Origin of the sequence: Hydrogenophaga sp. H7, from assembly GCF_002025745.1 — a bacterium.
Classification (GTDB): Bacteria; Pseudomonadota; Gammaproteobacteria; order Burkholderiales; family Burkholderiaceae_C; genus Hydrogenophaga; species Hydrogenophaga pseudoflava.
In genome coordinates this window covers 534,525-559,963 of the sequence record NZ_MCIC01000001.1, presented here as the reverse complement: position 1 = coordinate 559,963, position 25,439 = coordinate 534,525, and the positions used below count along the sequence as shown (strand labels likewise).

The 25,439-nt window shown below is 68.3% G+C and carries 31 protein-coding genes; 14 read left to right on the top strand and 17 right to left on the bottom strand.

The genetic code is table 11. From position 1 onward, the window contains the following. The first annotated feature begins 41 nt into the window (after nt 1-41). The gene (gene panC / locus BC358_RS02735; RefSeq protein ID WP_079364551.1) at nt 42-908 is read left to right on the top strand and encodes a pantoate--beta-alanine ligase; all 867 of its coding nucleotides are present in this window, start codon (nt 42-44) and stop codon (nt 906-908) included. On the opposite strand, the gene BC358_RS02730 is transcribed toward panC, so the two are convergent. The 4 genes from BC358_RS02730 to BC358_RS02715 all read right to left on the bottom strand — a co-directional run bounded on the left by BC358_RS02730 (nt 905) and on the right by BC358_RS02715 (nt 3,171). Continuing rightward, nucleotides 905-1,927 carry an NAD(P)H-dependent glycerol-3-phosphate dehydrogenase gene (locus BC358_RS02730; RefSeq protein WP_079364550.1) on the bottom strand — a complete coding sequence of 341 codons (1,023 nt, stop codon included), beginning with the start codon at nt 1,925-1,927 and terminating at the stop codon, nt 905-907. The two genes, panC and BC358_RS02730, sit on opposite strands and share 4 nt — an antisense overlap. A gap of 21 nt (nt 1,928-1,948) precedes the next feature. Continuing rightward, entirely contained in the window at nt 1,949-2,392 is a 444-nt protein-coding gene (secB, locus tag BC358_RS02725; RefSeq protein ID WP_079364549.1) for a protein-export chaperone SecB, read from the bottom strand. A 97-nt stretch (nt 2,393-2,489) separates the two neighbouring features. Further along, nucleotides 2,490-2,747 carry a glutaredoxin 3 gene (grxC, locus tag BC358_RS02720; RefSeq protein ID WP_066255680.1) on the bottom strand — a complete coding sequence of 86 codons (258 nt, stop codon included), beginning with the start codon at nt 2,745-2,747 and terminating at the stop codon, nt 2,490-2,492. Between the two features lie 13 nt (nt 2,748-2,760). Then, nucleotides 2,761-3,171: a rhodanese-like domain-containing protein gene (locus BC358_RS02715; RefSeq protein WP_066158536.1), complete on the bottom strand. Its 411-nt coding sequence runs from the start codon at nt 3,169-3,171 to the stop codon at nt 2,761-2,763. Between the two features lie 109 nt (nt 3,172-3,280). On the opposite strand from BC358_RS02715, the gene gpmA reads away from it, so the two are divergent. From gpmA to BC358_RS02700, 3 genes are all read left to right on the top strand, one after another. Then, on the top strand, nt 3,281-4,024 hold the full coding sequence (gene gpmA, locus BC358_RS02710) for a 2,3-diphosphoglycerate-dependent phosphoglycerate mutase (RefSeq protein WP_066158861.1): 744 nt from the start codon (nt 3,281-3,283) through the stop codon (nt 4,022-4,024). Nucleotides 4,025-4,141: 117 nt separating this feature from the next. Continuing rightward, nucleotides 4,142-5,617 (top strand): S41 family peptidase, encoded by a 1,476-nt coding sequence (locus BC358_RS02705; protein ID WP_143434140.1) that lies wholly within the window; start codon nt 4,142-4,144, stop codon nt 5,615-5,617. 34 nt (nt 5,618-5,651) lie between these two features. Next, nucleotides 5,652-6,407 carry a molybdopterin-synthase adenylyltransferase MoeB gene (locus BC358_RS02700; RefSeq protein WP_066158541.1) on the top strand — a complete coding sequence of 252 codons (756 nt, stop codon included), beginning with the start codon at nt 5,652-5,654 and terminating at the stop codon, nt 6,405-6,407. Here the strand turns inward: BC358_RS02700 and BC358_RS02695 are convergent. The 3 genes from BC358_RS02695 to BC358_RS02685 form a co-directional block, all read right to left on the bottom strand. Next, on the bottom strand, nt 6,392-6,967 hold the full coding sequence (locus BC358_RS02695; protein WP_179129993.1) for a thermonuclease family protein: 576 nt from the start codon (nt 6,965-6,967) through the stop codon (nt 6,392-6,394). The two genes, BC358_RS02700 and BC358_RS02695, sit on opposite strands and share 16 nt — an antisense overlap. Nucleotides 6,968-7,047: 80 nt before the next feature. Further along, nucleotides 7,048-7,689, bottom strand: coding sequence for a YitT family protein (locus tag BC358_RS02690; protein WP_079364760.1), 642 nt, complete (start codon nt 7,687-7,689; stop codon nt 7,048-7,050). A 76-nt stretch (nt 7,690-7,765) separates the two neighbouring features. After that, nucleotides 7,766-8,980 (bottom strand): 6-phosphofructokinase, encoded by a 1,215-nt coding sequence (locus BC358_RS02685; RefSeq protein ID WP_079364759.1) that lies wholly within the window; start codon nt 8,978-8,980, stop codon nt 7,766-7,768. 77 nt (nt 8,981-9,057) lie between these two features. Here BC358_RS02685 and BC358_RS02680 point away from each other — a divergent pair, with 77 nt between their 5' ends. Continuing rightward, a complete protein-coding gene (locus BC358_RS02680) occupies nt 9,058-10,119 on the top strand; it encodes a histone deacetylase family protein (protein ID WP_079364546.1) in 1,062 nt (353 codons plus the stop codon). 7 nt (nt 10,120-10,126) lie between these two features. On the opposite strand, the gene BC358_RS02675 is transcribed toward BC358_RS02680, so the two are convergent. Genes BC358_RS02675 through BC358_RS02665 form a run of 3 tightly spaced genes read right to left on the bottom strand, consistent with a single transcriptional unit; the run spans nt 10,127 to nt 11,713 of the window. Continuing rightward, the gene (locus BC358_RS02675) at nt 10,127-10,678 is read right to left on the bottom strand and encodes a DUF3455 domain-containing protein (RefSeq protein WP_066158549.1); all 552 of its coding nucleotides are present in this window, start codon (nt 10,676-10,678) and stop codon (nt 10,127-10,129) included. Between the two features lie 43 nt (nt 10,679-10,721). Further along, entirely contained in the window at nt 10,722-11,108 is a 387-nt protein-coding gene (locus BC358_RS02670) for a cytochrome c family protein (protein ID WP_079364758.1), read from the bottom strand. A gap of 5 nt (nt 11,109-11,113) precedes the next feature. Then, the gene (locus tag BC358_RS02665) at nt 11,114-11,713 is read right to left on the bottom strand and encodes a ferritin-like domain-containing protein (RefSeq protein ID WP_066158553.1); all 600 of its coding nucleotides are present in this window, start codon (nt 11,711-11,713) and stop codon (nt 11,114-11,116) included. A gap of 214 nt (nt 11,714-11,927) precedes the next feature. Here BC358_RS02665 and BC358_RS02660 point away from each other — a divergent pair, with 214 nt between their 5' ends. From BC358_RS02660 to BC358_RS02640, 5 genes are read left to right on the top strand one after another with little or no spacing between them, the layout of a single operon-like run. Beyond that, nucleotides 11,928-12,881 (top strand): DUF3034 family protein, encoded by a 954-nt coding sequence (locus BC358_RS02660; RefSeq protein WP_079364545.1) that lies wholly within the window; start codon nt 11,928-11,930, stop codon nt 12,879-12,881. Nucleotides 12,882-12,909: 28 nt separating this feature from the next. Then, nucleotides 12,910-13,392, top strand: a complete 483-nt coding sequence (locus BC358_RS02655) for a group 1 truncated hemoglobin (RefSeq protein WP_079364544.1) — start codon at nt 12,910-12,912, stop codon at nt 13,390-13,392. A 13-nt stretch (nt 13,393-13,405) separates the two neighbouring features. Next, complete coding sequence (locus BC358_RS02650) at nt 13,406-14,074, top strand: hypothetical protein (RefSeq protein ID WP_079364543.1); 669 nt, start codon at nt 13,406-13,408, stop codon at nt 14,072-14,074. A 14-nt stretch (nt 14,075-14,088) separates the two neighbouring features. Continuing rightward, entirely contained in the window at nt 14,089-14,658 is a 570-nt protein-coding gene (locus tag BC358_RS02645; RefSeq protein ID WP_079364542.1) for a sigma-70 family RNA polymerase sigma factor, read from the top strand. Between the two features lie 8 nt (nt 14,659-14,666). Next, a complete protein-coding gene (locus BC358_RS02640) occupies nt 14,667-15,446 on the top strand; it encodes an anti-sigma factor domain-containing protein (protein ID WP_079364541.1) in 780 nt (259 codons plus the stop codon). 114 nt (nt 15,447-15,560) lie between these two features. Here the strand turns inward: BC358_RS02640 and queF are convergent, their stop codons facing one another. The 4 genes from queF to BC358_RS02620 are packed head-to-tail and all read right to left on the bottom strand — an operon-like array spanning nt 15,561 to nt 18,910. Further along, nucleotides 15,561-16,403 carry an NADPH-dependent 7-cyano-7-deazaguanine reductase QueF gene (gene queF, locus BC358_RS02635; protein WP_066158563.1) on the bottom strand — a complete coding sequence of 281 codons (843 nt, stop codon included), beginning with the start codon at nt 16,401-16,403 and terminating at the stop codon, nt 15,561-15,563. Beyond that, nucleotides 16,400-17,305, bottom strand: coding sequence for a 2OG-Fe(II) oxygenase (locus tag BC358_RS02630; protein WP_079364540.1), 906 nt, complete (start codon nt 17,303-17,305; stop codon nt 16,400-16,402). Before BC358_RS02630 ends, queF begins: the two co-directional genes overlap by 4 nt. Before the next feature lie 21 nt (nt 17,306-17,326). After that, nucleotides 17,327-18,103, bottom strand: a complete 777-nt coding sequence (gene yaaA, locus BC358_RS02625) for a peroxide stress protein YaaA (protein ID WP_079364539.1) — start codon at nt 18,101-18,103, stop codon at nt 17,327-17,329. Between the two features lie 6 nt (nt 18,104-18,109). Further along, on the bottom strand, nt 18,110-18,910 hold the full coding sequence (locus BC358_RS02620; protein WP_079364538.1) for a CsgG/HfaB family protein: 801 nt from the start codon (nt 18,908-18,910) through the stop codon (nt 18,110-18,112). A gap of 80 nt (nt 18,911-18,990) precedes the next feature. Between BC358_RS02620 and BC358_RS02615 the strand changes: the two genes are divergently transcribed. Beyond that, nucleotides 18,991-19,683, top strand: coding sequence for a pseudouridine synthase (locus BC358_RS02615; RefSeq protein ID WP_079364537.1), 693 nt, complete (start codon nt 18,991-18,993; stop codon nt 19,681-19,683). Between the two features lie 3 nt (nt 19,684-19,686). Here the strand turns inward: BC358_RS02615 and BC358_RS02610 are convergent, their stop codons facing one another. The 3 genes from BC358_RS02610 to BC358_RS02600 form a co-directional block, all read right to left on the bottom strand. Then, nucleotides 19,687-20,277, bottom strand: a complete 591-nt coding sequence (locus tag BC358_RS02610) for a DUF3501 family protein (protein WP_079364536.1) — start codon at nt 20,275-20,277, stop codon at nt 19,687-19,689. Nucleotides 20,278-20,287: 10 nt separating this feature from the next. After that, nucleotides 20,288-21,637, bottom strand: coding sequence for a (Fe-S)-binding protein (locus tag BC358_RS02605; RefSeq protein ID WP_079364535.1), 1,350 nt, complete (start codon nt 21,635-21,637; stop codon nt 20,288-20,290). 174 nt (nt 21,638-21,811) lie between these two features. Next, complete coding sequence (locus BC358_RS02600; protein ID WP_066158576.1) at nt 21,812-22,234, bottom strand: rubrerythrin family protein; 423 nt, start codon at nt 22,232-22,234, stop codon at nt 21,812-21,814. Between the two features lie 290 nt (nt 22,235-22,524). On the opposite strand from BC358_RS02600, the gene BC358_RS02595 reads away from it, so the two are divergent. The 3 genes from BC358_RS02595 to BC358_RS02585 all read left to right on the top strand — a co-directional run bounded on the left by BC358_RS02595 (nt 22,525) and on the right by BC358_RS02585 (nt 25,373). Then, entirely contained in the window at nt 22,525-23,130 is a 606-nt protein-coding gene (locus tag BC358_RS02595; protein WP_079364534.1) for a VOC family protein, read from the top strand. A gap of 317 nt (nt 23,131-23,447) precedes the next feature. Continuing rightward, the gene (locus BC358_RS02590; RefSeq protein ID WP_079364533.1) at nt 23,448-25,166 is read left to right on the top strand and encodes an FAD-dependent oxidoreductase; all 1,719 of its coding nucleotides are present in this window, start codon (nt 23,448-23,450) and stop codon (nt 25,164-25,166) included. An 18-nt stretch (nt 25,167-25,184) separates the two neighbouring features. Next, a complete protein-coding gene (locus tag BC358_RS02585) occupies nt 25,185-25,373 on the top strand; it encodes a DUF2783 domain-containing protein (protein WP_079364532.1) in 189 nt (62 codons plus the stop codon). The last annotated feature ends 66 nt before the right edge of the window (nt 25,374-25,439 follow it).

Below are 25,439 nucleotides of genomic sequence, written 5' to 3'. Positions count from 1 at the left end.
TCCTCCCCCGCGGCACCACCCGACCCACCCCGCCCCCTCACATGCAACTCGTCCACACCATTGCCGACCTGCGCGACGCGCTGGCCCCCTTCCAGTCCCCCGCCTTCGTGCCCACCATGGGCAACCTCCACGATGGCCACCTCGACCTGGTCCGCCAGGCACAACCACTGGGCGACGTGACGGTGTCCAGCATCTTCGTCAACCGGCTGCAGTTCGCCCCGCACGAGGACTTCGACACCTACCCACGCACCCTGCAGGCCGACTGTGCCCGGCTGGAACAGGCCGGCTGCGACATCGTCTTCGCGCCGCCCGAGAAGGAGCTGTACCCGGAGCCACAGGGCTACAAGATCCAGCCGCCCGCGGATCTGGCGGACATTCTGGAAGGCCATTTCCGGCCCGGCTTCTTCATCGGCGTCTGCACCGTGGTGATGAAGCTGTTCCAGTGCGTCTTCTCGGAAGCCAAAGGCCCGCGCTACGCCCTGTTCGGCAAGAAGGACTACCAGCAGCAGATGGTGATCCGCCGCATGGTGCAGCAGTTCTGCATGCCGATCCAGGTTCTGGCCGGTGAAACGCAGCGGGCCGCCGACGGCCTGGCGCTCAGCTCGCGCAACGGCTACCTGAGCGAGGCCGAGCGCGCCGAGGCGGTGCAGCTGTCGATGTCGCTGCGCGCGCTGGCGCGCGACGCGCTGGCTGCGACGGGCTCTCTGCCTGAGAAGCGCGAGGCGCTGGAAGCGCAGGCCATGCGCGCGCTGGCCCTGCGCGGCTGGCAACCCGACTACCTGACGGTGCGGCGCCGCGCCGACCTGCAGCCCCCGCGCGCGGAAGACGCGCTGACGCCACAGTCGATGGTGGTGCTGGGTGCCGCCCGACTGGGGCGCACCCGCCTCATCGACAACTTCGAAATCTAGAGGGTTTCTTCCTTGGGGTCGCGCCCCATCAAGGCCGCGACCGCCTGGGCGGGCAACAATCGCCCGTCGAGCAAGGCCACCACGCCCTCGCTGATCGGCATGTCGACGCCGAGCATCCGGGCGCGCTGCACCACGGTGCGGGCGCTGTAGACGCCTTCCGCCACGTGCCCCAGCGAATCCACCGCCTGCTGCAGACTCAGCCCCTGCGCGAGCAGCTGGCCCACCTTGCGGTTGCGTGAAAGGTCGCCGGTCGCAGTCAGCACCAGATCCCCGAGACCCGAAAGCCCCATGAAGGTGTCGGCGCGCGCGCCCAGCGCCAGGCCCAGGCGGGTCATCTCGGCCAGCCCGCGCGTGACCAACGCAGCCCGCGCGTTGAGCCCCAGTTGCAGGCCGTCGCACAGCCCGGTGGCAATCGCCAGCACGTTCTTGACCGCACCACCCACCTCGACACCAACCGCATCGTCATTGGCATAGATGCGCAGCGACGGGCCGTGGAACGCGCTCACCAGGGCGTCGCGAACCTCGGCGTGGGCGCTGGCCGCCACCAGGGCGGTCGGCTGGCCGCGCGCCACTTCCTGCGCAAAACTGGGACCACTGAGCACCCCGGCCTTCAGCCTGGGCGCCACAGCGGCCTGAATCTCGTGCCCGAGCAGGCCCGGCGAACCGCCGCCCTCACAAGGCGCCTCGAAACCCTTGCAGAGCCAGGCCACCGGCGACCCCTGGTCTGCCAGCCGCTCCAGCATGCCGCGCAGGCCGGCCATCGGCGTGGCCACCACCACCAGATCGGCCACGGCCAGCGCAGCGATCGGCCAGGGCTCGGCATCACCCGCCAGCCGCAGGGCCGGCGGCAGGGTCACGCCCTGAAGGTATCGGGCGTTTTCACCCTCGGCCCGCATGGCGGCCACCTGCGCGGCGTCGCGCGCCCACAGGGTCACCTGGTGGGGAGTGCCCGGCAGACGGGCGGCCGCAATGGCCAGTGCCGTGCCCCAGGCACCGGCACCGAGAACGACGATGTTCATCGCCTGCGGTTCAGGCCTGGCTTACTGCGTGACAGCACCGGCGGCCTGCGCCTGCTGCTGTTCGTACATGGCCTGGAAGTTGATTTCGGCCAGGTGCACCGGCGGGAAACCGGCGCGCTGGATCAGGTCGGCCACGTTGCCGCGCAGGTAGGGGTACACGATCTGCGGGCAGGCGATGCCCATGATCGGGCCCATCTGGTCTTCCGGCAGGTGGCGGATCTCGAAGATGCCGGCCTGCTTGACCTCGACCAAGAACACGGTCTTGTCCTTGATCTTGGTCTGAACCGTGGCGGTCACGGCCACTTCGTACACGCCTTCGGCGGCAGGGGTGGCTTCCACGCCCAGCTGGATGTCGACCGAGGGCTGCTCCTGTTCCAGCAGGATGGCCGGGGAATTGGGCTGCTCCAGGGACGCCTCCTTGAGGTAGACGCGCTGGATCTGGAAAACGGGATCTTGGTCGGCCATAAGAGCTTTCGGATGATTCAGGAATGAACAGGGCCCGCCCGGGAAGTCTCCCGCAGCGGGCCCGAGGGCGGATTATCTCAGCAGTGCGGCAACGCGCTCAGCCCCGCAGCAGCGGCTCCAGACCGCCCTGGCGGTCCAGTGCGTGGAGGTCGTCGCAACCGCCCACGTGCGTCTGCCCGATGAAGATCTGCGGCACGCTGGTGCGTCCGGTGATCTGCGTCATCTGGGCGCGCACCTCGGGCCGGCCGTCCACCACGATCTCCTCGTAGTCGGTGACGCCGCGCTGCGCCAGCAGGGCCTTGGCACGGCTGCAGTACGGGCAATAGTCGCTGGAATAGATCTTCACGTGGGCCATGGTGCGCTCCGTTTCAGGCCTTTTCGACCGGCAGGTTGGCGGTGCGCCAGGCGCCCATGCCACCGGTCAGCGAATGGGCGTTCTCGTAGCCCAGCTTCTTGGCGATCGACACCGCGCGCTTGGAGCGCATGCCGGACGCACAGACCAGCACCAGCGGCAGGTTCTTGTTCTTCACCACACCAGCCAGCTTGGCCTCCAGCTCGGGCAGCGGCACGTTCTTCGCACCGGTCACGTGCCCGGCCGCGAACTCATCGGGCCCGCACACGTCCACCACCGCGGCTTTCTCACGGTTGATCAGCTGCACCACTTCGGCGGGGGTCAGGCCCGCCGCGCCGCCGCCCGAGGTCAGGGCGGGAAACATCAACATCCCGCCCGAGGCCAGGGCGATGGCAAACAGCATCCAGTTGTCGAGAAAAAAACTCACGAAGCACCTTTCAGGTCAGACAAGCCTGGGATTTTAGAATGTGAGGCTGTCCGGCGCGGTCCGGCCAGCCTCCATGCCCCTTTTTCCTGCTCCCAACGCCCTCACGCCCATGCACAAGCTCGTCCTGATCCGCCACGGCGAATCCACCTGGAACCTCGAAAACCGCTTCACCGGCTGGACCGACGTGGAGCTGACCCCCACCGGCGTCTCCCAGGCCATGTCCGCCGGCAAGCTGCTCAAGGCCGAGGGCTACGAGTTCGACATCGCCTACACCTCGGTGCTCAAGCGCGCCATCCACACGCTGAACTACTGCCTGGACGAGATGGACCGCAGCTGGCTGCCGGTGGTCAAGGACTGGCGCCTGAACGAGCGCCACTACGGTGGCCTGCAGGGCCTGAACAAGGCCGACATGGCCAAGCAGTACGGCGACGAGCAGGTGCTGATCTGGCGCCGCAGCTACGACACCCCGCCGCCCGCCCTGGAGGCCAACGACCCGCGCGGCCAGCGCCAGGACCTGCGCTATGCCAAGCTGCCGGCCGACGCCGTGCCGCTGACGGAATGCCTGAAAGACACCGTCGCCCGCGTGCTGCCCTGCTGGAACGACTCGCTGGCGCCCGCCATCAAGGCCGGCCAGCGCATCGTGATCGCCGCCCACGGCAACTCGATCCGCGCCCTGGTCAAGTACCTGGACAACATCGGCGACGCCGACATCGTGGGGGTGAACATCCCCAACGGCATCCCGCTGGTCTACGAACTGGACGCCGACCTCAAGCCCATCAAGAGCTACTACCTGGGCGACGCCGAAGCAGCCGCCAAGGCCGCCGCTGCCGTGGCCGCTCAGGGCAAACGCTGAACCGCCCGGGCGGAACCGAATCACAAGGCTTGACTCCTAGGTGTATATTGGTTTGCAGGCCCGCGGCGCAACCGCCCGGGCCAGCGCTTTTTTCGGGGTGAATGGATGGGCAAGCAAGTGAATCAGAAGCTGAAGATCGTCGGCTGGGTGGCCGCAGGCGCCGTGGCCGGTGCGCTGACCACGGTGCAGCTTCAGGCGGTGGCGCGCGGCTCGCTCGCCCCCCTGCCGCTGGAGGAGCTGCAGCAGCTCGCCGCCGTGTTCGGCATGGTCAAGACCGATTACGTCGAACCGGTCGACGAGAAGAAGCTGATCTCCGAGGCGATTTCGGGCATGGTCTCCAGCCTGGACCCACACTCCCAGTACTTCGACAAGAAGTCCTTCAAGGAATTCCGCGAGGGCACCAGTGGCCGGTTTGTCGGCGTGGGCATCGAAATCACCATGGAAGACGGCGTGGTCAAGGTCGTGTCCCCCATCGAGGACTCACCCGCCTTCCGCGCCGGCCTCAAGTCTGGCGACCTGATCACCAAGATCGACGACACCGCCGTCAAGGGCCTGTCCATCAACGACGCCGTCAAGCTCATGCGCGGCGAGCCGCGCACCAAGGTGCTGCTGACCATCTTCCGCAAGGACGAGAACCGCAGCTTCCCGGTCACGATTACCCGTGAAGAGATCAAGACCCAGAGCGTCAAGAGCAAACTGGTTGAACCCGGCTACGCCTGGGTGCGTGTCTCGCAGTTCCAGGACCGCACGGTCGAGGACTTCGCGCGCAAGGTCGAGGAGCTGTACAAGGCCGGCCCGCTCAAGGGCCTGGTGCTGGACCTGCGCAACGACCCGGGCGGCCTGCTGGACGCCGCCGTCGCGCTGTCGGCGGCCTTCCTGCCCGAGAACGTGACCGTGGTCTCGACCAATGGGCAGCTTGCCGACAGCAAGTTCACCTACACCGCCAACCCGCAGCACTACCTGCGCCGGGGTGGCCCGGACCCGATCGCCCGCCTGACCAAGACGACCAACGGCGCGCTCAAGAACGTGCCGCTGGTGGTGCTGGTCAACGAAGGCTCGGCCTCGGCCAGCGAGATCGTCGCCGGCGCGCTGCAGGACCACAAGCGCGGCACCATCCTGGGCAGCCAGACTTTCGGCAAGGGCTCGGTGCAGACCGTGCGCCCGCTGGGCCCCGACACGGGCCTGAAACTCACGACCGCGCGCTACTACACGCCGGCCGGCAAGTCGATCCAGGCCAAGGGCATCGTGCCCGACGTGATGGTCGACGAAACGCCCGAGGGCAATGTGTTCGCCGCTCTGCGCACCCGTGAGGCCGACCTGACCAAACACCTGACCAATGGCGAAGAGGCCAAGGCCGGCGAGCCGATGACCGATGCCCAGCGCGCCGCCGAACAGCAGCGCGACCAGGAACGTGAGCAGGCCCGCAAGCGGCTGGAAGAAGAGTCCAAGAAGAACCCGGGCCAGCGCCTGGTGCCGGAATTCGGCAGCGACAAGGACTTCCAGCTGCAGCAGGCGCTCAACAAGCTCAAGGGCCGTCCGGTGCTGGTCAGCAAGACCCTGACCGAGCGCCCCGAAGAGAAGAAAGAGAACTGATCACCGCCCCGGTGAACGGGTCGGCGACGCGATCTTGGACGACCAGCAGCTCCTGCGCTACTCGCGCCACATCCTGCTCGAAGAGCTGGGCATCGAAGGCCAGGAGAAGCTGCTGGCGTCGCACGCCCTGGTGATCGGTGCCGGCGGCCTGGGGTCGCCGGTGGCGCTCTACCTGGGCAGCGCCGGCGTCGGGCGCATCACCGTGATCGACGACGACGAGGTGGACGCCACCAACCTGCAGCGCCAGATCGCGCACAACCTCGAACGCCTGGGCACGCCCAAGGCCGAGTCGGTGCGCCACGCGATCGCTGCCATCAACCCCGACCCGCAGGTCGCGGCCCTGGTACAGCGCGCCGACGACGCACTGCTGGACCAGTTGCTGCCCGGTGTCGATGTGGTGATCGACTGCTGCGACAACTTCGCCACCCGCCACATGGTCAACCGCGCCTGCGTGCGCCACGGCGTGCCGCTGGTCTCGGGCGCCGCGATCCGCATGGACGGGCAGCTGGCGGTGTACGACCCGCGCGACGCCGACTCACCCTGCTACGCCTGCGTGTTCCCCGAGGACGCCGGGGTGGAAGAGGTGCGCTGCGCCACCATGGGCGTGTTCGCGCCGCTGGTGGGCATCGTGGGCACCATGCAGGCGGCCGAGGCGCTCAAGATCCTCAGCGGCCTGGGCTCGCGCCTGACCGGTCAGTTGCTGATGATCGATGGCCGCGATCTGGCCTTCAACACCATCGCCCTGCCGCGCCAGCCGCACTGCGCAGTCTGCGCTCAGCGCGCCGGCTGATCCTTCGCGCTGCTGCGCGCCGGCATCGGGCACGGCCCGTGGCGCTTGCGGAAATCCCGCGGGTTCTCGGCACCCACCGACGCGAAGATGCCTTTGCGGTCCTTGCGTGCCAATACCTCTTCGATGGCGAACGGCCCGTCGCTGTGCCGCCAGCGGTACGACCAGGCCCAGCCCTCGCGCACCAGCCAGCCCGCCACATCGTCGCCCCGGTGCTTCAGCCGCACCAGCGCCCGCCCGTAGTCGTCGCGCCGCCGTTCGGTCACCGTCACCGTCTGCTCCAGCAGACGCCCGGCCAGCGCCTCGCGAGACGCCACACCGCCGTCCTGGCAGATCTCCGGTGCATCCACCCCGTCCAGCCGCAGCTTGCGGTACGTCCCACCCGCCAGCGGCTTCACCCACAAGGTGTCCCCATCCGGCACCCGCGTCACCCGCGCCTCATAGGCCACGTTGAACCGGGGACGAAAACCCGAAGCAGCGGACGACGTGGAAGCAGGCGACTGTGCGAGCGCAAGCGAAGCGCCGAACACAAAAAACAGCGGAGCGAAGAGAGACCAGGGCACCCGTGGAACCGGCTTCGCCGGGCCACAGGGTGCGTCCCCCCTCCGGGGGGAAGCCGCGAAGCGGCGCAGGGGGGGCCCCCTCATACAGCCATGTACCGGCCCGGCCGGTGGTTGATCGCCAGCGTCATGTTCAGCACCACCGCCCCCAGCACCGACCAGGCGATCTGCACCGGCTCGCGCAGCGCGAACGCGGTCAGCACGATGGCGCAGTCCAGCCCCATCTGGATGTGCCCCGCGCGCCAGCCGAAACGCTCCTGCAGGTACAGCACCAGCACGTTGAAACCACCCAGGCTGGCCCGGTGGCGGAACAGCATCAGCATGCCCGCACCCACCAGCAGCCCGCCCGCCACCGCGGCAAAGCCCGGGGCCAGTGCGCCGATGGATATCCAGCGCGGGATCAGGTAGGCCCAGAGCGAGAGCAGCCCCACCGCCGCAAAGGTCTTGAGCGCGAACGGCGCGCCCATGCGGCGCCAGGCCAGCCAGTAAAACGGCAGGTTGATGAGGAAGAACCAGACGCTGAAGCTCACGCCGGTCGCGTAGTGCAGCAGAAAGGCCAGCCCCGCCGTGCCGCCACTGAGCAGGCCGACGTGGCCGAACAGCACCACGCCCAGGCCGACGAACAGGGTGCCGGTGAGCAGGGCCTGCACGTCTTCGTGCGGCCGGTGGCGGGAGGGGGCTGCGGCGGCAGCGAGCATGGCGGTGGATCGGACAGCGGCGGTCATGGGCATCGGTCGGTCGACAGAGGCGCACAGTGTCGCCGCTGTGGCCACCCGCCGCCTTGACCCAGGTCAGCACCGCTCAGGGCCGCAGGACCTTGGCCACCGGGTTGTAGCGCAGGCGGAAGGCGTCGGGCATGTCCGAACCCAGCAGCGGGCGCAGGTAGAGCCGGAAGGCGTCGGTCACGTCGGTGCCGCTGGGCGCGATGAACTCATCCTCCATGGTGCGGGTCTTGCCCGCCACCGCCTCCAGCGGCAGCAGCTCGTAGTCGGCCGAGTAAAAGCCGGTGCGCTTGATCGCCACCGATCCGTCCACCTTGCCCCACATCGCGAACTGCACCGCTTTCTCGCCCACCTCGCGCGCCTCGCGCTGGTCCACGTCGCTCACGCAGCCGATGAAGCTGCGCTGCAGGTAGCCGAAGGTGTCGCCGCGCACGCGCTTGATGCCCAGCTTGGCCTTGATCTCCTCGCACAGCAGGTCGGCCAGCGCGCCGGTGCCACTGAGCTGCACGTTGCCATGCGCGTCCTTCTCCACGTCCTTGGCCAGCTGGGTGATGATGGGCTGGCCCGAGGCGTCGTGGATGCCTTCGCTGACCGCGATCACGCAGCGGCCGTGGCGCTCGTACATGGTCTTCACGTCGGCCAGGAACTTCGGGATATCGAACACCCGCTCGGGCACGTAGATCAGGTGCGGGCCGTCGTCGGGAAACTTCTTGCCCAGGGCCGACGCGGCCGTGAGGAAGCCGGCGTGCCGCCCCATCACCACGCCCACGTACACCCCTGGCAGGGCCGCGTTGTCCAGGTTCGCCCCCGCAAACGCCTGCGCCACGAAGCGCGCCGCCGACGGAAAACCCGGCGTGTGGTCGTTGCCCACCAGGTCGTTGTCGATGGTCTTGGGGATGTGGATGCTGCGCAGCGGGTAGCCGGCCTTGCGCGCCTCCTCGCTGACGATGCGCACCGTGTCCGACGAGTCGTTGCCGCCGATGTAGAAGAAGTGCTCGATCTCGTGCGCCTTGAGCACCTTGAAGATCTCCTGGCAGTAGGCCAGGTCGGGCTTGTCTCGCGTGGAGCCGAGCGCCGAGGCCGGCGTGCGCGCCACGGCTTCGAGGTTGTGGCTGGTCTCCTGCGTGAGGTCGACGAAGTTCTCGTCGACGATGCCGCGCACGCCGTGGCGCGCGCCGTAGATGCGTTGCACGTTCTGGAAGCGCCGCGCCTCCAGCGCCACGCCCACGAGGGACTGGTTGATCACGGCGGTGGGGCCACCGCCCTGGGCGACGAGGATTTTTCCGGACGACATGGTGAACCTCTGGGTGACGGCAAAAGTGTGCTCGCGCAATATAGCCTTCGGCGCCGCAGAGTGGGACACTGTCGCGCATGAAGACCTTCCACAACCCCCACCACGCCCTGCACCAGGGGCGCGAAGAGATGTTCCGTGGCCGCATGGTGCACTGTCACGAGGTGCCCGCGCGGCTGGACTACGTGCTGGCCGAGCTGCAGCGTCGTTCGCAGGGCGGGCTGTTCCTGCCGGAGGTGGGCGACACCGATCTGGACGCCGCCATCGCCCGCGTGCACGACGCGCGCTACACGCAGTTCCTGGCCGGCGCCTGGGACGAGTGGGTGGCGATGGACCCGGCGAACGCGCAGCGCGACGCCCTGCCCTCGGTCTGGCCGCTGGGCAACAAGCACGCCTTCCGCACCGATGTGCTGCCGCAGAACTTTGCTGCGCGGCTGGGCCTGTTCTCGTTCGATTCGGGCTCGCCGCTGATGGCCGGCACCTGGACCGCCGCGCGGGCCGGTGCTGCCTGTGCCGTGGCCGCCGCGCGCGAGGTGCACGGCGGCGCCCGCGCGGCGTTTGCGCTGACCCGCCCGCCGGGCCACCACGCCGGGCCGGACTTCTTCGGCGGCTACTGCTTCCTGAACAACGGTGCCATCGCCGCGCAGGCCTTGCGCGACCTAGGCCACGCCAAGGTGGCCGTGCTGGACATCGACTACCACCATGGCAACGGCACGCAGACCATCTTCTACGAGCGCGCCGACGTGATGACGGTCTCCATCCATGGTGACCCGGCGACCGAATACCCCTTCTTCCTGGGCCATGCCAACGAACGCGGCGCGGGTGCGGGCGAAGGCTTCAACCTCAACATCCCGCTGCCGCGCGGCACCGGCTTCGCCGCCTGGTGCGCCGCGCTGGACACCGCCATCGAGGCGGTAGAAGACTTCGGCGCCGACGCCTTGGTGGTGCCCATGGGCATGGACACTTTCAAGGGCGACCCGATCTCCGGCTTCACGCTGGAGAGCAGCGACTACGACACCGTCGGCCGCCTGCTGGCCGCCGCCAGCCTGCCCACCGTGTTCACCTTCGAAGGCGGCTACGCGGTGGACGAGGTCGGCGTCAACGCGGTCAACCTGCTCGAAGCCTACTGCCGCTCGATCTGACGCCGGCTCACGCCGGCTTCCAGAAGATGTAGTCGGCCGTGTAAGTGACCACGCGCTTGCTGCCCATGGTCGACGCATCGCAGGGCGCGGCCGGCGCCACGCCGCCCTTGGTCGCCACGCGCTGGATGTGGCTCACGCCCTGGGCCATGCCGCTGCCCATGGCCGGGTTGGCCCTGACCAGCTGCAGCGGGATGTTGCCGCTGCCGTTGGGCGCCACCGCCAGCTGCGCACCGCTCACCTTGGAGCCATCGTTGAAGTCCCAGGTGGCGGGCGGGCCGTAGTACTTGCCCAGGCGCTCGCCCTTGCGGCCCTTGAGGCCGGCGTCGGGGCTCATGAACACCCACTCGTACTGGCCGGCCATGTTCTTCTTGGCCTGGCACTGGTAGGTGATGTCGCCGGCGGCGGCGGTCTCGAAGGCCACGCGGTGGCCTGCGGGCACCTGCACCGCGGCCGGCAGATCGGCCTGCGAGAACGGGGCCATGGTGGGGCCGCTGGCGCAGGCGGAGAGAGCGAGGACGGCGGCGCCGCCCAGTGCGGTGGTGGTGAAGCGGGAGAACATGGAACAGCTCCTGTGTGTATCTATATAGGTGGGTGAACGGCACTCAGCGGGCCGGCTGGCCCGTGGCGAGGGATTGCAGGAAAGCGACGACGTCGCGCCGGTCGGCCGCCTCGGACAGCCGGTAGCCCATGGCCTGGCCGGGCACCAGGGTCTCGGGGTCGGTCAGCCAGGCCTGCAGCTTCTCGGGCGTCCAGACGTGGGTGGCGGCGGCCAGCGCGGCGGAGTAGGCAAAGTCCGCCTTCTTGCCCGCCACGCGGCCGGCCACGGTGCCCAGCGCGGGACCGACGCGGTCGTCGTCCAGGCTGTGGCAGCCGCCGCAGCGCGACTCGAACAGCCCGCGGCCACGCGCCACATCGCCCGACTGGGCCTGGGCCGCCGGCCAGGCGGCGGCCAGCAGACCCAGCGCGAGCGCGGCGCGGCGCAACGACATGGCCATCAGGCGCCGAAGCTCAGGGCGCCGCCGGGCAGCGGACGGCCCAGGGCGTTGGTCAGCACGGTGAAGTGCATGGTCTCGTCGGCCGCCAGGCGCGCGGCCACCTTGGCCAGGTCCTTGCTGCCGAGCGAGGGGATCACGCCCAGGTAGGCGTTGGTAGCGCCCAGCTCCAGCCGCGCCGCCAGGTCCAGCACGTCGGCCTGGTTGCGCAGCGTGTCGGCCTTGAGCGCCTTGGCGTAGTCGTCCAGCTTCTTCTCGGCCACCGGCGTGCCGCCCAGCTTCTGGATGGTGGCGATCAGCGCGTCGCGGTGCGCCTTGTGGTGCCCCTGGAAGCTCACGGCCACGTCCAGCACCGGCTTCTGCAGCAGCCCGCTGCCCGCACCCAGCTGGTAGGCGTTGATGGCCTCGTGCTCCAGGCCGAGCGCCACGTTGAGGATGGACACATCCTTGGACACATCGGCGGACATACCCTGGGCCAGGGTGTCCTTGCCGGCCAGCAGGGCCACGGCCACGGCCGAGAGCGCACCGCCGCGGCGCATGAAGCTGCGGCGCGAGGCGGGCGGGCCGACGAGTTCGGAAGCGGGAAGGATGATGTTCGACATGGTGGGGTCCTTGTGTGGTGGGTGAGGGAAACAGCGCCGGTCGAGAAATCAGCACCGACGGACCGGATACGCAGGCCGCTCCCGCAGCGGATTCAGAAACCCACAAATTTCTTGTGGGTATGCCGCGCCTGAATCCACTGGCCCGGTGGCCGCGTACAGGGAAGGTCGGGTCTGTTCAGCGACCGGCACCTTTTCCCCATCACATCCCACCACCATGCCCCACACCTTCCACTCCCCACTGCGCCGGCACCCTGTCCGCCACCTGCTCGCCCTGGCCGCCACCGCCGCCCTGCTGGCCCATGCGCCCGCCCACGCCGACACCGGCAAGCTGCTGCTGACCGGCGGCGTCAGCACCATCGACGGCGCGGCCGGCGGTGGCCTCTCGCCCTGGGCCGTGATCGGCAGCCAGGCGAGCGCCGGCCAGACCGGCTTTTCGGCCCACCTCAGCCATGCGCGCACGCAGGACTACAAGCTCAACGCCTTCGGCGCCGCGGTCGGCATCAACGACCGGGTGGAGCTGTCCGTGGCGCGGCAGGACTTCGACACCGGCATCACCGGCACCCTGCTGGGCCTGCCGGGCCTGAAGCTGAAACAGGACATCGTCGGCGCCAAGTTCCGCGTGGCGGGCGACGCCATCCTCGACAGCGACACGCTGATGCCGCAGATTGCGGTTGGCGTGATGGCCAAGCGCCTGGGCTCCACCGGACTGGACAGCACGCTGTCCGCCCTGGGCGCCAAGCGCTCGGGCACCGACATCTACGTCAGCGCCACCAAGCTGTTCCTGGCCCAGGGCCTGCTGGTCAACGGAACGCTGCGCGCCACCAAGGCCAACCAGGGCGGCCTGCTGGGCCACGGCGCCACGCTCGGCGGCGCCGACAACGGCGTCGAGCTGATGCCCGAACTCTCGGTGGCCTACCTGCTGCGCAACAACCTGGCGGTCGGCTTCGAGTACCGCGCCATGCCCGACAAGCTGAACAAGGCCGGTGCCGCGGCCGGTCTGGGCGACGGCCTGCGCGCCGGCGACTGGAAAGACATCTTCATCGCCTGGGCGCCCAGCAAAAACGTCTCGCTCACCCTGGCCTATGTAGATCTGGGCACCGTCGTGCCGGCCACCACGAAAGGCAAGAAGCAGACCGGCACCTACCTCTCGGCCCAGTTCGCGTTCTGAACGCCCACCCAAACAAGTCACCACCACCATGAAACAGCTCATCACCCTCTCCGCCCTCTCGCTGCTGGCCCTCATCGGCGCGCCGGCAGGCGCCCAGTCCATGGACAAGCCGCTGGCGCCCTCGGCCGCATCGGCCTACCCGGTGGCGCCGGCCCCTGGTCTGTACGACGCCCTGGGCGGCCAGACCGGCCTGCGCACCCTGATGAACGACTTCGTCAACCGCCTCAAGGCCGACGCTCGGCTGGCCGAGGCCTTCAAGGACGCGAACGGTGCCAACCTCGCCAAGCAGCTGACCGACCAGATCTGCCAGCTCGCCGGCGGCCCCTGCGTCTACAACGGCCCCGACATGAAGGAAGCCCACAGCAACATGGACGTGACCCGCGCCGACTTCAACGCGCTGGTCGAGGTGCTGCAAATGAGCATGGACGCCCGCGGGATTCCGTTTGCCCGGCAGAATCAGTTGCTCGCGCTGCTGGCCCCGATGCACCGCGACGTGATCAACGTCCGATAAACCAGGAGACCCCATGCGCCACGCCCCCCTTCTGGCCGCCTGCCTGCTGGCCGGCCTTTCTGCGGCGCAGGCCGCCACCGTGCAGGTCACCGTGCTCGCCCGCGACGGCAAGCCGCTGCCCGACGCGGTGGTGGTGCTGGAGCCGGCCGCCGGCCAGCCGGTGCCGGCGGCGCAGCCGATCAACCAGACGGTGACGCAGGAGAAGATGCAGTTCGACCCGGTGCTCAGCCTGGTGCCGGTCGGCTCGAAGATCCGCTTCTCCAACCTCGACCGATGGGACCACCACGTCAAGGGCGGCACGCCCAGCCTCCTGTCCGCAGGCACCACCGCCTTCGAGTTCCGGCTGGCGGGACGTGTGCAGGGGCAGACGCCTCCCAGCAGCGAAGTCACGCTGGAGAAGGCCGGGCCGATCCAGCTCGGCTGCCACCTGCACGGCTCGATGCGCGGCTTCGTCTACGTGGCGTCCACGCCCTGGGCCGCCAAGACATCCGCCGACGGCACCGCCACCCTGCCCCAGGTGCCCGAGGGCGCGATGCAGCTGCGGGTCTGGCATCCGGACCAGCTGGTCGACCAGGCCAGCGTCGCGCTGCAGGTGCAGCCGGTCACCACGGTGAACGTCCCCACCCTGGTGCAGCCGCGCAAGCCGCGCCGGGTGCAGTCCGACGCCGGCAGCACCTACTGAGGCCCGCCCACCGCATGGACACCGACCCCACCCTGATGGCGCTGCTCGACCGCGTGGCGCAGCGCGACGAGACCGCGCTCAAGTCGCTCTACGACCTCACCAGCGGCAAGCTCTACGGCCTGGCGCTGCGGGTGCTGGAACGCCACGAGTGGGCCGAGGACGCGCTGCAGGAAACCTTCCTGCACATCTGGCGCAGCGCGCCCGACTACCGCGCCTCGCTGAGCCCGCCCATGGCCTGGATGGGCCTGATCGTGCGCAGCCGCGCGCTGGACCTGCTGCGCCGGCGCAAGGCCGAGCGCGAGCACCTGAGCGACGACATCGACGACGACGGCATGGCCGACCGGCTCGAAGGCGACACGCCCGATCCGATGCACACCAGCCTGGCCAGCCAGCAGGCCTGGGCCCTGCACCAGTGCCTGACACGGCTGGAGAACAGGCAGCGCGAGGTGGTGAGCCTGGCCTACCTGCGCGACCTCAGCCACGGCGAGCTGGCCGAACAGCTCAAGCTGCCGCTGGGCACCGTCAAGACCTGGATCCGCCGCGGGCTGGACCAGCTGCGTGTGTGCATGGCAAGGTTTGCCTGAGGAACGCCATGGACATCCACCGACACCCCGAGCTGCTGGACCGACTGGCCGCGGCCTACGCCATCGGCACCTTGCGCGGCGGCGCGCGGCGCCGCTTCGAAACCCTGGCGCGCGAGCGGGCGCCGGTGCGCGCGGCGGCCCTGGTCTGGCAGAGCCGCGTGGCCAGCATGACCGAGCTGGCGCCCGCGGTGACGCCCTCGCCCGTGGTCTGGACGCGCATCCACAACCTGATCGAGGCCGAGCGCGAGCAGGCGGCCATGGCGGCGGCCCGTGCGGAACCGGCGCCGCCGCCCCCCATCGGCTGGTGGCGCAGCCTGGCGCTGTGGCGCGGTGCGGCCGGTGCCGGCGCGCTGGCCACCGTGCTGGCCGTGATCACCACGGTGGGCCTGCGCGACCGCATGGGGGCGCAGATCGACGAACTGCAGGCGAAGCTCTCGACCCAGCCGCAGATCGAATACGTGGCCGTGCTCAACGACGAACAGGCCAGCGCCTCGATGTTGGTGACCTTCGACCCGAAGAACCGCAAGCTGACGCTGCAGCGCGTGGGCGGTTACCAGGAAGCGGCCGACAAGTCGCTGCAGCTCTGGGCCCTGCCCCCGGGCAGCAAGCCGCGTTCGCTGGGCGTGCTCACGCCCGAGCGGCTGCTGCAGCTGGCGGCCGGTGAATCGGATGTGCGCGAGGTACCGGCGCTGGCGGTGAGTCTGGAGCCCAAGGGCGGCGTGCCCAGCGAGACCGGCCCCACCGGACCGGTGCTGTTCAAGGGCGCACTGATCCAGAAGATGCTCTGAACCAGGCCCACCCCTGCCGCGCTGCGCGCGACCCCCTCAAGGGGGCGATGCGAGTGGCCCGGCAGAGCCGGTTCCACCGCATCCTCGATGGCGTACCGGCGCGCCGGAGACGGCCTACTGTCTGGCAGTCCGCGTATTTGCGGGCGGCAGCTGAGGGTGGCTGCTGCGCCAAGGGTTGATGTCCAGTCCGCCGCGGCGGGTGTAGCGCGCGTAGACCATCAGCTTGGCCGGCTTGCAGCGCGCCATGATGTCCATGTAGATGCGCTCGACGCACTGCTCGTGGAATTCGTTGTGGTTGCGGAAGCTCACGATGTACTGCAGCAGCCCGGCCTGGTCGATCTGCGGCCCGCTGTAGCGGATCTGCACGCTGCCCCAGTCGGGCTGGCCGGTCACCGGGCAGTTGCTGCGCAGCAGGTCGCTCACCAGCACCTCGTCCACCGGCTTCTCGTCCAGCGCGGCGCTCAGAAAGGCCGGCGTCGGCTGGTAGGTGTCGCACTCGACATCGAGGCGGTCGATCGACACGCCTTCCAGCTCCTTCACCGGTTCGCATTCGAACAGCTCGGGCAGCAGCAGCCGCACGCCGGCCGAGGACTTCACCGCCTCACCGCCCCAGATGGCGCGGCTGATGTCGTCGCGAATGCGGTCGCGCACCGCGTCCGCACTGTCCAGGCGGGTGTTGTTGAAGCTGTTGAGATAGAGCTTGAACGACTTGCTCTCGACGATGTGCGTGCTCTCGCAGGGAATGGTGATGTGGGCGATCGCCACCTGCGGCTTGCCCTTCATGTTCAGCCAGCTCAGCTCGAAGGCGGTCCAGAGGTCGGCGCCCAGGAAGGGCACGCTGCCGGTGATGCCGATTTCGACGCGCTTGGCCTCGCGCGGCAGCGGGAACAGCAGGGACGGGTCGTACTGGTCGACGTAGTCGGTGGTCTTGCCCAGGGGAGATTGGTCTGGCGTCATTCAAATACCCGTTCGCGCATCCATTTGGTCGCCACCCATTTTTCACCTTCGAGCACCGGCGCGCCGCCGTGCAGGGTCAGGGTGCCGGGGTGCGGCCGGTTGTAGGAAAAAAACACCGCATTGCCGCGCACCGGCGCCACTTCCAGACCGATGTCCGGAAAGGTGGTGCCGCCGCCGCGCGGCGGTTCGTTGAGGTACATGACCACCGTGCCGACGCGCTGGCCACCGCGCTTGAGGATGGTCGGCGTGCCCGGCTCGGCCGGGTCGAAGTAGTCGTAGTGCGGCTTGTATTCCGCACCCACCTTGTAGTTGAGCACCTGGATGCCCTCGCCGTTTTCCACCGGCCAGTTCACCAGCCGCGCGATGCGCGCCTCGATGCGTTTGACCAGCTCACTTTCGCCGCGGTTGAAGAACATGCCGTTGCTGGTGCGGTCGGGGTTGAGCTCCTCGCCGCCGGTGGCGGTCTGCACGGTGAGCGAGCGCGCCAGGCGCGGCCGGGACGCCTCGATCAGGCCGTCGCACTCCTCGTGGCTGAGCAGGCCGCCGAGCACCACCACCCGCGGCTGCGTCACCGAGATGATCACGTCGACCATGCGGTCGCCCGCGTCCAGCCGGCGTGGCGAACCGCTGAGTGCGATGTCGGGCACGCGCACCGTGGCCATCTCGAGCGCCGTGGCCTGGGCCGGTGCCTGGGCTGGGGCCTGGACCGGGGCGGGCGCGGCGGCACGGCCGGCGCCGAGCTTCTGCAGGTGGTCGCGCAGGGTCTGCTCCAGCGCGGCTTCGGCCACGTCCGGTTGCCAGCCGGCCTTGACCATGGCTTCGAGCACCGCCTCGGGCATGCAGCCGGCGGTGGACTGCTCGATGATCCACTGGCGCAGTTCGGGGGTGACGGTCTGGGTCATGGTCGTCTCCTCGGTCGGCGGTCAGGCGCCCTGGTCGCGCCGGAACACGAAACGGTCGGGCCCGCTGGCGGCGGGCGCAAAACGGTAGCCCTCCAGATCGAAGCCCTTGAGCTGCTCGGGCGTGGACGCCCGGTGCTGCAGCGCGTAGCGCACCATCAGGCCGCGCGCGCGCTTGGCGAAGAAGCTCACGATCTTGTAGTTCGCGCCCTTCTTCTCTTCGAACACGCAGTTCACCACACGCGGCTGCAGCGCCTTGAGGTCCACCGCCTTGAAGTACTCCTCGCTGGCCAGGTTGACCAGCACCGGGCTCTTGTCGGCGCGGGCGCGGCCATTGAGGTACTCGGCGATCTGGCTGCCCCAGAAGCGGTAGAGGTTGCTGCCCTTGTCGTTCTTGAGCCGCGTGCCCATCTCCAGCCGGTAAGGCTGCATGCGGTCCAGCGGGCGCAGCACGCCGTAGAGACCGCTGAGGATGCACAGGTGCTGCTGCAACCAGTCCAGCTCGTCCTCGTTCAGAGTCTTCGCATCCAGCCCGCCGTACACGTCGCCATCAAACGCCAGCACGGCCTGCTTGGAATTCCTGGCGGTGAATTTGGGCGACCAGGCCTGGTAGCGCGCGGCGTTCAGGCCTGCGAGTTGGTCCGACAGGTCCATCAGCTCGGCGACCTGCTGCGGCGACTTCTCGCGCAGCACGGCGATCAGCTCGCTCGCCTGTTCCACGAACAGCGGTTGCGTGTAGGTCTTGATGTGGGCCGGCGTCTCGTAGTCGAGGGCCTTGGCGGGGGAAATGACAAACAGCATGGTGGCTCAGCCAGCCTTCTTCTTGGTGGGCACGGGTTCGGGCAGCGGCTTCTCGACCAGGCGCTGCACCTCGTCGACCAGGTGGTTGTGCGCGTCCAGGAAGGCCGCCGCAATCACCTTGGCCTCGTTGGTGTTGCTCCAGCCCAGGCCGCCCGCGCCGCCGGCCTTGCCGATGGCCAGGCCGCCGATGCCCAGATCGGTGCTGCGCGCGGCGCCGGTGGCGGCGGAGAGCTGCTCGGTGGTTTCGTTGTCGGTCAGCAGCAGCACCACCTGCGCTTCCTTGAGCTTGACGTTCTCGGCCGCGCCGGCGATCACGTTCAGGCCCGGAATCTGCGCCAGGATGCCGCCGATCTGGCGCCCTGCGTCCTGCTCGGAAAAGGTCAGGCTGGGCACCAGGGTGTACTGCGCCACGATGCCGCGGCCCTTCTTGACCGTGGTGTCGTCCTGGCGCAGGACGCCCTCTTCCTTGAGCTCCTGTTCCTTGACGGTGGCGTTCAGGCCCGAGTGGCGGTCGACGATGCGGAAGCACCCGCTCTGCTGCATCATCACGCGCACCAGCGGCAGGGGCGAATCGGGGAGCCCGCCACGGCCGATGCCGACGTAGCCGCGCGGGTTCTCCATCAGCGCCACCACTGCCACCGGCGCCGCACAGGTCTTGAGCTCGGTGGCCGCGTTGTGCGCGCCGTCCGGCCCGGCCGAACCCTTGACGACGGAGCCGCCTTCGCCCAGTTCCACACCCTGCTTGCCACAGGCGGCCAGCAGCAGCGACAAGGCCAGCGCGGCGAGGGTCGAGACGCGTCGGAACATGGTGTTTGAGGGGGGAAAAAGAGGAAAAAAGCGAGTGTACCTGTGGCATCCGAAGCATTCAGTCGCCGGACAATCGACCCATGCTGCGCATCCTGCACCGCGACGACCACCTGATCGCCATCGACAAGCCTCCCGGCCTGCTGGTGCACCGCACCGGGCTGGACGCAGGCGAGACGCGCTTTGCGGTGCAGCTGCTGCGCGACCAGATCGGCCAGCCGGTCTGGCCGGTGCACCGGCTCGACAAGGGCACCAGCGGCGTGCTGCTGTTCGCGCTGGACGCGGCCACCGCCAGCCTGTTGGGCCGCGCCTTCGAATCCGGCGAGGGCATGCGCAAGACCTACCACGCCGTCGTGCGCGGCTGGCCCGCCGACGAAGGCCTGATCGACCACCCGCTGCGGCGCCTGCCCGACGACATGCGCAGCGAGCGCGAAGAGGTGCAGGAGGCGCAGACCCGGTTTGCGACGCTGGAGCGCTACGAACTGCCGCTGCCGTACGGCGGCTTCCCGGCCACGCGCTGCGCCCTGGTGGAACTGCAACCGCTCACCGGCCGCCGCCACCAGCTGCGGCGCCACATGAAGCACATCGCCCACCCGATCATCGGCGACGCGACGCACGGCAAGGGGCCGCTGAACAGAGCCGTCGCCGATTGGCTGGGCATGCAGCGGCTGTGGCTGCATGCAAGCCGCCTGGCACTGCGGCACCCGGTCAGCGGCGACGATCTGGCGCTGGAGGCACCCCGCGATCCGGACTGGTCGCGCTGGTGCCAGGCCTGAGGCCTACTTCAGATCTCCGGCCAGACTCGCCAGCGTCTCCGCCGCAATCTGCACATGCGCAGGGTAGTGCGTGTGGTCGCAGCCGATCTTGACGGCCGCGCCCGCCTTGATGGCCGCGCGCATGGCAGGCGTGAACTCGAAGCGCACGAAGTGCACCGCGCTGGTCTTCTGCTCGTTCTCGCGGTCCAGGTCTTCGTCGGCGATGGCGTAGACGCGCTCGTAGCCTTCGACCTCGACGAACATGCGGTCCTCCACGCCGATCAGTCGCGCCAGCTCGCGCTTGCGCTCGTTGACGTCGATGTACTCGATCAGCATCGTCGCCTTCCAGTTGCTGCCGTCGGGCACCAGGGGCGCGTAGGCCTCGATCTCGCTCTGGATGCCCTCTTCCTCGAAGATTTTCTCGATGCGCAGCATCTCCTGGATCTGGTAGCGGATGGTGGTCTCGCTCTCGAACTGCAGGTTCAGGTGCTCGCCCAGCTGCACGCTGCGCAGCTTGCGGTGCGCGATGACCTCGGGCTTGTGGACCTTGCGCCACTTGCTGTAGGCCTCCAGGCTCATGAGGCTGTCGGGGGTGATGTGTCCGGTCAGTTGCATGGTGTCGTCCTCACTTCAGGCCATAGGCGCGGGCCACGAGCGACAGCGGGTGTTGCAGCTCAGGCGCCCCGTGCCCGTTCACTTCAAAACCTTGCGCGATGTGGTGGCCGCCGAGCGGGCAGTCGGAGCTGATGTAGTCGGGCTTGCTGCCGTCCTTCATGGTGGCCATGGCCTTGAACACCGGCTTGCCGATCTTCATGGCCTGCTGGTGCGAGCCCTTCTTGACGCCGAAGGTGCCCGCATGGCCCGAGCAGCGCTCGATGGTGTTGACCGTGGTGTCCGGGATCATCTTGAGCATCTCTTCGGTCTTCTTGCCGATGTTCTGCACCCGGCCGTGGCAGGGGATCTGGTAGCTGATGTTGCCCAGCTTCTGCGGGAATTCGGTTTTCAGCAGGCCGTCGCGCTTGCGCGCCATCAGGTACTCGAAGGGGTCCCACATGTGTTCCTTCACCAGCTGGGTGTCGGCGTCGTCCGGGAACATGAGCGGGATCTCCTGCTTGAACATCAGCGCGCAGCTGGGCACGGCAGCGAGGATGGCAAAGCCGTCGCGCGCGTACTTCGCCAGCACCGGGATGTTGGCCTCCTTGCTGGCCTGCACCGAGTCCAGGTCGCCCAGCTCCAGCTTGGGCATGCCGCAGCACTTTTCCTTCTCGACGATGGTGTAGGGGATGTCGTTGTGGTCGAGGATCTTGAGCAGGTCCAGGCCGATGCCGGGTTCGTTGTAGTTGATGTAGCAGGTGGAGAAGATGGCGACCTTGCCGGGCGTCTTCTCGCCATCGACCACCTTGGTGGCCCTGGCGTCGGGCGCCGCCCAGCGGAAGCGTTTGGTCGCCAGATCGGGCAGCCAGGCGTCCTTGTCCACGCCCATGGCGCTTTCCATCACGCCGCGCGCGGCCTTGGTCTTGTTCACCGCGTTGACCACCTGCACCACGATGGGAATGCCGGCGAACTGGCCGTGCACGTCGGTGGAGGCCAGCAGCTTCTCGCTGGTCTTGACCTCACCTTTTTTGAACTTGATGGCCTTGGCGCGCAGCATGGTGTGCGGGAAGTCCAGGTTCCACTCGTGCGGCGGCGTGTAAGGGCACTTGGTCATGTAGCAGAGGTCGCACATGTAGCACTGGTCCACCACCTTCCAGTAGTCCTGCTTGGCGACGCCATCGACCTCCATGGTCGCACTCTCGTCCACCAGGTCGAACAGGGTCGGGAACGAGCCACACAGGCTCACGCAGCGGCGGCAGCCGTGGCAGATGTCGAAGATGCGCTCGAGCTCGTGGAAGCACTTCTCCTCGTCGTAGAAGTCGGGGTTCTTCCAGTCCAGCGGGTGGCGCGTCGGTGCCTGCAGGTTGCCTTCTGTGGCCATGTCTCTTGTCCTCGTCTGTGCGGGTTGGCTCGTGGGTTTTTGAAAGCGCTCGCGCAAGCGCTTTCAAAAACGGCGTCCGGAGCGAAATTCCAGAACGCCGCGGAACCGGCTCCGCCGGGCCGCCAGCGTTGCCCCCTTGAGGGGGTCGCGCGCAGCGCGGCGGGGGTGGGTCAATCAGTCCACCAGCTCGTTCAGAGCCTTCTGGTAGCGGTTCGCGTGCGAACGCTCGGCCTTGGCCAGGGTTTCGAACCAGTCGGCGATCTCGTCAAAACCTTCTTCGCGCGCGGTCTTGGCCATGCCCGGGTACATGTCGGTGTACTCGTGGGTTTCGCCTGCGACGGCGGAGGCCAAGTTCTGGCGGGTGCTGCCGATGGGCAGGCCGGTGGCCGGGTCGCCGGACTGCTCCAGGAACTCCAGGTGACCGTGCGCGTGACCGGTTTCGCCTTCGGCGGTGGAGCGGAACAGGGCCGCCACATCGTTCTGGCCTTCCACATCGGCCTTGTTTGCGAAGTACAGGTAGCGGCGGTTGGCCTGGGATTCGCCGGCGAAGGCGTCCTTCAGGCACTGCTCGGTTTTCGAGCCTTTCAATGCGGCCATGGATATCTCCTTGTCTCGTGGGTTGAGGAAGCGCCCAGCCCGCCCGCCAGGCGGCGGGGAGGTCTGTGACAGGCAGACCGTACGCCGCCCCCCCCCTTCCGTCAAATTGCCGCAGACTATGTGACGAATTGTTCAAATCTATTCAGAGGGAGCCATTGATAACCACTCTCAACTGGGTCGACACCCCTCTGGAAAACCCTCACACTGACCCGGTGTCGGATGCCCGATAAGATTTCGTTTTGTTAAATGCATTCAACATTGCGAAACCCCGCAATAGAACAGGAGACTCCATGAACGCCACCCTGCCCCCGCCCGCCCCGGTGCAGCAGCTGCACCACTACGCCTACCGGGCGCGCGATGCCGAAGAAACGCGGCATTTCTACGAGGACATCCTGGGTCTGCCGCTCTACCACATCATCCAGAGCGACTACGTGCCCAGCACGGGCGAGTACTGCCCGTACACGCACTTCTTCTTCCGCCTGCAGGACGGTTCGTTCATCGCCTTCTTCGACCTGGGCGACGACGTGGCTGCCGAGCCGTCGCCGAACACGCCGAAGTGGGTGAACCACATCAGCTTCCGGGTGAACACGGTGCAGGAGCTGGAGAACACGAAGGCGCGCCTGCAGGCGCACGGGATCGAGGTGCTGGGGGTGACGGACCACCACATCTTCAAGAGCATCTATTTCTTCGACCCGAACGGCATCCGGCTGGAGCTGACGGCGCAGCTGGCGGACGAGTTCCAGATGCTGCAGGAGAGCAAGACGGCGCATGCGCGGCTGGCGGAGTGGAACGCGCGCAAGGAGCAGTGGCGCAAGGAGAGGGCTTCGGGTCAGACTTCGGCGCCGTTGAAGCCGCAGTCGAATGACCGGCCGGAGTTTGTGCCCTCTTCGTCTTGATTTCTCTTGGCGGTGGGCCCGTGCGGTGAATGGCTGGGTGACCGGCTCCGCTCGTGTCCCCCGCCAGCGGCTGCGCCGCTGGCTCCTCCTTTACCTCGCTGCGCTGGTCACCCAGCCATTCACCACACTCGTTGGCGCGCCAACAGTTCGCACACACGTATCTGGTGGTTCATGGGGGTGGTGTGCCCTGTGCAGCGAAGTAAAGGAGGAGGATCGGGCGAAGCCCGATCCGGGGGACATGAGCGGAACAGGGCACACCGCACCCATGAGCCCGCGAGGTCGATGAACGAAAAACAGAACACAGACAGGAGACACCCGTGACACCAACGGCATACAAGCAAGCCGCCCACACCAACAGCTACGAGTTCACCCAAGGCAGTGGTTACCAGCTGCCCGAATACCCCTTCGTCCCCCCACCCGAACTCAGCGAAGCACGAACAAGACGACACCCCATCGTCATCGTCGGCGGCGGCATCACCGGCCTCACCCTCGCCTGCTCGCTCGCCAAACTCGGCACCCCCGCCATCCTGCTCGACGAAGACAACACCGTCGGCGTCAAGGGCGCGTCCTCCCGCGGCATCTGCTACACCCAGAAATCGCTCGAAATCTTCCAGCGCCTGGGGCTGTACGACCGCATCGCCACCAAAGGCATCCAGTGGAGCGTCGGCCGCACCTTCGCCGGCGAGGACGAGGTCTACAGCTTCGACCTTCGTCAGCAGGGCGGCTACAACCTCTCCCAGCAGCCCCCCTTCATCAACATCCAGCAGTTCTACATCGAAGGATTCCTGGTCGAACGCATCGCCGAACTTGGCCATGTCGAGTTGCGCTGGCAGAACCGCCTGACCGCCTTCACACAGAACGCCGACTTCGCCACCCTCACGGTCGAGACACCCGCGGGCTCCTACGTCATCGAAGCCGACCACGTCATCGACGCCACCGGCTCGCACAGCCCGCTGCGCCAGTGGCTGCAGGTGCCGTTCACCAGCAAGCGCGGCGACGACCGCTGGTGCATCGCCGACGTGCGCTTCACGAAACGACCGCCGGTCGAGCGCCACACCTGGGTCGAGGCGCCGTTCAACGAGAACCGCGCCGTCTGGCAGCACCTGATGGCCGACGACGTCTGGCGCATCGACTACCAGATGGCGCCCGACAGCGACCCGGCCCATGTGAGCCGCGAGGACGTGGTGCGCGAGCGGCTGGCGCGCCAGTTCGGGCCCGACACCGAGGTCGAGATCGTCTGGGTGGGCCCCTACGCCTACCGCAGCGAGTGCGTGCACCGCATGCGCGAAGGCCGGGTGTTTTTCATGGGCGACTCGGCCAAGGTGGTCAGCCCCTTCGGCGCGCGCGGGGGCAACACCGGCGTGGCCGATGCCGACAACCTGGCGTGGAAGCTCGCGGCTGTTCTGCGCGGCCGCGCCCACCCCGCGCTGCTGGAGAGCTACGGCGACGAGCGGCTGGAGGCCGCGCAGCAGAACGTGCTGGTGACCAACCGCACCGCGCGCTTCCTGCGCCCGGCCGATGGCGTGGAGCGCCTGTTCCGCCACGCCGCCATCGGTCTGGCGAAGAAGCACCCCTTCGCCCGCACGCTGATGAACACCGGCCGCATGGCGGTCGCCAACCCGTACTCGCGTTCGCGCGCCTGCACCTACGCCGAGGGCAGCGCCGCCGGCCAGTCGGTGCAGAACGTGGCGCTGCGCTGGGCGAACGGTTCGGCAGGTTGCGTCAACGACCTGCTGAACTGGGCGGCGGGCGACCTGTTGCTGCTGGTCTTCGGACCGCTGGGGCGCGCCGACCTTCAGCGCCTGAAGACGCTGACCGGCGGCGCGCCGCTGCGCGCGGTGCAGGTACCGGCCGGCCGTGAGCGCGCCCAGGCGACAGAACACGTGCGCGACCCCGACGGCCACCTGCGCGCCGCCTGCCAACTCACAGGTCCGGGCTGGGCGCTGGTCCGGCCGGACGGTTATCTCGCCACCACCGGCGACCGCATCGACGGTCGACTGGTCGCCGCGCTCGAACGGTCGCTCGGCCTGCGCTGAAACCCTTTGGAGAACCGCATGAACACCGCCCCGAACTTCCAGGACGCCGACGGCTTCTATGAGCGCCTGCTCGACGCCCACCAGGGCCTCTCGCGCGAGCAGTCGGAACTGCTCAACGCCCGCCTGATCCTGCTGCTGGCCAACCAGATCGGCAACGCCCAGGTGCTGGCCGACTGCGTCGCCACCGCCCGGGACACCCTCGAATAAAATCGGGGGCTTCCCGAACACCCACCCGACGGCGCCCTGCGGGGCGCCGTCGCACTTTCTGCGCCC